Raw genomic sequence first — 4,768 nt, 5'->3', positions numbered from 1 at the left:
TGTCCTCTTCCCAGAAACCGACCACGTTTTCAGTGATGTTAAGGTAAAGTTTGTCATCCACGATCCGCCACAGATTTGGATTGCCTGGCACTTTGCCGCCTTTGGACACGCCATAGGCGCAGTGACCATCATACTGAGGCGCGTAGTATTCTGGGTTGGCGGTGAACTTGTCGCGGTTTTCGGCAGAGGCAAAGGCGAATGTCGCGCCGTTGTAGTCCGCAGTGTAGGCCGCGTTGCCGGGCACGCCAGCGGGTTGCGCGGAGCCGACAGGCGCCTGGTCAAGGCCGCGGTAGGCCACTACGTCGTAGCCGGAAACGGCGAAGCCGGTGCCGTCGATATACTGATCCCCTGCAAATGCAGGCAGGGCGAAGGATGTCGCAGCAAGTGCAGCAAAGAGAACGTTTTTCATGTTCGGTCCTTTTGTCATCTGGGCCATCGGCAAGCGGGTGCCTCGGCAGTGAATTGTGTTTGACGGAAATCACAAATGGAATTCGTCGGTGTCGGTTTGGGAGCCCGAACAAACCGGTCTACGGACCTGTCGCTGCGCCACCTCCCTGAGCAACACCAGCCTGCTGGCCGGGTCATCGCTGATAATATGCACCTCGTGCGCCATGCGAAGAGGGGCTCACGGCTCTGTGTCCAGGCAAGAGCCAGCGTGATCGGTTTGTAACAGCCGCTGTTCCAAAGCGGTGGATGCGGAAAACGGACAGGAGGCGCGCTGCCGACGCCACGTTAGGCAGCAAACAGTCAACAAAAAGTGTTTCCAGCCCCTTTCCCCAGCATTGGAATTTTCGCTGCTGCGCTTATGTTCTGGCCTATCGCCGCGCAATTGTGGCTCTGAAAAGGTACCCTGAGGCCGCTTTTCTAGCCTCTTTGTAACGTCAGCAGAGCCGCTATGAAGCCTCTGTGCGCGGCATCAATTGATTTAAAGGACATGGCACCGATATGAGTGACAACAGCTACACCCCGCCTAAAGTCTGGACTTGGGAACAGGAAAGCGGTGGCCGCTTTGCGTCTATCAACCGCCCCATCGCAGGTGCCACCCACGACAAGGATCTGCCCGTTGGCGAGCATCCGCTGCAGCTATATTCGCTGGCCACACCAAACGGCGTGAAGGTCACTGTCATGCTCGAAGAGCTGCTGGCTGCAGGTCACAGCGGGGCAGAATATGACGCCTGGCTGATCAACATTGGCGATGGCGATCAGTTCGGCTCCGGCTTTGTCGATGTGAACCCCAACTCAAAGATCCCTGCCCTGCTGGATCGCAGCGGCGCTGAGCCCGTTCGTGTTTTTGAATCCGGGTCCATCCTGATGCATCTCGCCGAAAAGTTCGACGCCTTCCTGCCTGCTGAAGGCAATGCGCGCACCCAGGTGATGAACTGGCTGTTCTGGCAGATGGGCAGCGCCCCCTATCTTGGCGGCGGCTTTGGCCATTTCTACGCCTATGCACCTGAAAAGTTTGAATACCCCATCAACCGCTTCGCGATGGAAACGAAGCGTCAGCTGGATGTGCTGGACCGTCAACTGGCAGAAACCGCCTATATCGCGGGCCCGGACTATAGCATTGCGGATATGGCGATCTGGGCTTGGTATGGCCAACTGGTGCTGGGCCGTTTGTATGACGCCGCTGAATTCCTGGACGTCGACAGCTACACCCATGTGATGCGGTGGGCAAAAGAGATGGACGCCCGTCCAGCCGTGGCGCGGGGGCGGATGGTGAACCGAACCTTTGGTGAACTGCAGACCCAATTGCACGAGCGCCACAGCGCCGCTGATTTCGACACCAATACGCAGGACAAACTGCAGTCGAACGACAGCTGAGCAATAGCTGAGCCAATATCGCGTCACGCGTTTCAGAAGACATCGCGCCCTATCGGCGCGGTGTCTTCATCCGTTTTGGGGCCTCATTTCAAACGCGGCGGTTTGTCTGGATCACGTCCCGGTGCCGTCGGAGCCTGCGGCGCGTCCTGCTGGGGCAAATCAAACCGCAGGCCCGCTTTGGCCAGATGCGCAGCCATCGCGTCACTGGCCGCGAAAAAGCCCACATCCAGCGCACCCGCCTCGATACCGGAAAACGTCAAGGCTTCGCCGACCGCTTTGGCGAGGGCTGATTCTGCGCCGGGCCGAGCATCAATGAACCCCAGCAGGTGCCCCTGACCGCCCCCTTTGTAGGATAGCCCCACCAGATAGGCGGAGGTAGCCAGCCCCCCTGCGGTGGCCAGTTTCGTGTCCAGCGATGTGATCAAACGTTCCGGCAGGCCCTGTGGTGCTGATACCTGCTCGATCTCGGCATCGACCTCATCGGGGGCGTGATCCAATGTGCCCTGCAACCAGGACAGCGCATCTGCCGGGATCAGGATTGCAGAGGGCGCGACATCCAGGTTGACCCCCAAGCCAATGCCCTGCCCCGCCAGCATCTGGGCCACCAGCCGCCCCGACAGCCCGGCATAAGGCACGATCCCGCCTGCAAATTCGGCCAACCGGTCCTCGCGGTCGAAAACCAGCGCAAATGTGCCCTCTGGCGTATCAAACAAAGCTGGCGCGATGCTGTCGCCTTCGGCTTCTTTGGCGAGCATCAGGAACAATTCGCAATCCGCCAGCCGTTCATAAAAGCGCAACCGCGCGGCATCGTCCTGCGGTGCGGCAGACATCTCTGCGTGGCTGATGTCCAAAGCCGTCAGATCCGCGGCGGGTTCCGATTGGGTCAGCAGCGCATCCGGCGCGAACTCTTTGTTGTCCATCAAGCAATCACCTCTTGCACCCGGCTGCGCAGAACCGGCAGCAGCTCGGTCTCGAACCAGGGGTTTCGTTTCAGCCATGCGGTATTGCGCCACGACGGGTGAGGCAAGGGGAAGCTGTCTTGCGCATAGGATTGCCAGGCCTCGACGCGGGCTTGTACCGACATTTTTCCACCCAGATGGTAACTCTGCGCATAGCTGCCGACCACAATGCGCAGGGACATTTCCGGCAGATGCGCCATCACCTGATCGTGCCAGGTGCGCCGACACAGGGGCGGCGGCGGCAAATCCGCTTTTTTCGCGGAATAGCCTGGAAAACAGAACGCCATCGGTACAATTGCCACCAGGCTGCGGTCGTAAAACTGGTCTTCGGACAGGCCCAGCCAATGGCGCAAGCGATCCCCGGAAGGATCGGTGAACGGTTTGCCGCTGCTGTGGACACGGGCACCGGGCGCCTGCCCCGCGATCAGAATTTTTGCCCCTGTGTCAAACCACACCACCGGGCGGGGCCGATGCGCGGTTGCGGTCTGGCTGAACCGGTCAGCACAAAGACGGCAGGCCCCGATGTCCTGTTGCAATGCCGTCAGTGCGGACATGGTGGATATGTCATGGCTGGCCTCCTTTTTTGCGGGCGCTCCTATACAGGAGCATAGCTTGCGGCAGACAAATAGCTTGGTTAACGAAACCTTGATGGCCCGCGACCGGGTCGGACATAATATGGCCCAATTGGTGACCTAGAACGTTAACGCTTATGTGGTAAACAGGTCGTAAGATGCCACAGGACGACTGCCACCAAAACGGCTGCAACCCGTTCTGACCACAAAGGCGACAATCACAAGAGCCCAAACAGGGCCATGAGCAGCACCGGACCTCGCGATGCTAGAGTTTGAAAATGTCAGCAAGTCCTTTTGGACCGGGACCCAGCGCAAGGTGATCCTTGATCGCGTGTCGTTTCGCGTCGATCTGGGCCGCTCGGTTGGCATTCTGGCACCCAATGGGACTGGTAAGACCACGCTGATCAACATGATGGCCGGATTGGAAAAACCCGACGAGGGTGACATCCGCAGGGGCTGCCGCATCTCTTTCCCGCTTGGGTTCATGGGCGGGGTGATCAACCGGTTGTCTGCGATGGAAAACGCCCGCTACATCGCCAAGCTTTATGGGTTGGATCCCGATTACGTCGAAGCCTATTGTCGCTGGCTCTGCGGTTTGGGGGAGTATTTCGACCAGCCGCTGGGCACCTATTCCTCGGGGATGAAGTCGCGGTTTTCCTTTTCTTTGATGCTGGCGCTGGATTTCGACATGTTCCTGATCGACGAGGGCATGCCTGGAACCACGGATGTCGAATTCAACCGCAAGGCCGGGTCCATCCTGCGCGAACGGCTGGAGACCACGACCATTGTGATGGTGTCGCATCAACCCGAAACGCTCGAGAAATTTGTGCGCTCCGCCGCAGTTCTGCTGGATGGGCAGTTGCATATGTTTGAAACCTTGGAAGAGGCAAAGCAGCTTTATGACTACCAAACCCAAGGCTAAGAAGTTTCGCCTGCGCCGCAACGCCCCGACCGAGGCGCAGAATGGTGCAGGCTCTGGTGCGGGAACCGCTGGCGCACAATCTGCCGCCGCGGCCCCGCGACCCGTTGCCCCGCCGACCGCACACCAGCCAGCGTCAAATCAGTCAAGGTCAAATCAGTCAGCGTCACCGCAGGCTGGTGCAGCCCAGCAATCCAAACCGGCAGAGACGCAAACCGGCGGCTCGACCGATCTGGATGCCATTCGCAAAGAAGGGCTGACAGGGCGCCAGCTGCGCATCGCACGGCGCCTGGCACAAAAGCACAATTTGCCCGCAACCTCCGATTTTGATGCCGTCCGGCAATTGCGACTGATGGGCGTGTCGAGAACATTCTGAATTGTCCGGTGTAGGTAACATGCCAATTGTCCGCTTCAGTTAGTACCGCAGCAGCCCAAATCGGAACGAGCCGTAGGCGACTGGAGATTTGGGCTGCTGCGTTCGCACGCGTCGAAGCGGG

At 59.2% G+C, this 4,768-nt stretch carries 6 protein-coding genes; 3 read left to right on the top strand and 3 right to left on the bottom strand.

Going from position 1 to position 4,768, the window contains the following annotated elements; all coding sequences use genetic code 11:
• Window positions 1–409: YHS domain-containing (seleno)protein (locus tag Q0C28_RS07935; RefSeq protein WP_293574572.1), on the bottom strand; the 409-nt coding region annotated here is incomplete at its 3' end.
• A gap of 536 nt (window positions 410–945) precedes the next feature.
• On the opposite strand from Q0C28_RS07935, the gene yghU reads away from it, so the two are divergent.
• Window positions 946–1,821, top strand: a complete 876-nt coding sequence (gene yghU / locus Q0C28_RS07930; RefSeq protein WP_293574570.1) for a glutathione-dependent disulfide-bond oxidoreductase — start codon at window positions 946–948, stop codon at window positions 1,819–1,821.
• A gap of 83 nt (window positions 1,822–1,904) precedes the next feature.
• Here the strand turns inward: yghU and Q0C28_RS07925 are convergent, their stop codons facing one another.
• Together Q0C28_RS07925 and Q0C28_RS07920 are read right to left on the bottom strand one after the other, a co-directional pair.
• On the bottom strand, window positions 1,905–2,741 hold the full coding sequence (locus Q0C28_RS07925) for an SseB family protein (RefSeq protein ID WP_293574568.1): 837 nt from the start codon (window positions 2,739–2,741) through the stop codon (window positions 1,905–1,907).
• Window positions 2,741–3,334 carry a uracil-DNA glycosylase family protein gene (locus Q0C28_RS07920; RefSeq protein ID WP_293574566.1) on the bottom strand — a complete coding sequence of 198 codons (594 nt, stop codon included), beginning with the start codon at window positions 3,332–3,334 and terminating at the stop codon, window positions 2,741–2,743. Before Q0C28_RS07920 ends, Q0C28_RS07925 begins: the two co-directional genes overlap by 1 nt.
• Window positions 3,335–3,614: 280 nt before the next feature.
• On the opposite strand from Q0C28_RS07920, the gene Q0C28_RS07915 reads away from it, so the two are divergent.
• Both Q0C28_RS07915 and Q0C28_RS07910 read left to right on the top strand, forming a co-directional pair.
• Window positions 3,615–4,274: an ATP-binding cassette domain-containing protein gene (locus tag Q0C28_RS07915; protein WP_293574564.1), complete on the top strand. Its 660-nt coding sequence runs from the start codon at window positions 3,615–3,617 to the stop codon at window positions 4,272–4,274.
• Window positions 4,252–4,647 carry a hypothetical protein gene (locus Q0C28_RS07910; RefSeq protein WP_293574562.1) on the top strand — a complete coding sequence of 132 codons (396 nt, stop codon included), beginning with the start codon at window positions 4,252–4,254 and terminating at the stop codon, window positions 4,645–4,647. The genes Q0C28_RS07915 and Q0C28_RS07910 overlap by 23 nt, the downstream gene beginning before the upstream one ends.
• Window positions 4,648–4,768: the final 121 nt, after the last annotated feature.

Source organism: Phaeobacter sp. (assembly GCF_022825805.1).
GTDB lineage: Bacteria > Pseudomonadota > Alphaproteobacteria > Rhodobacterales > Rhodobacteraceae > Phaeobacter.
The sequence above is the reverse complement of the archived record's forward strand: the minus strand, read 5'-3'. Positions and strand labels throughout refer to the sequence as shown.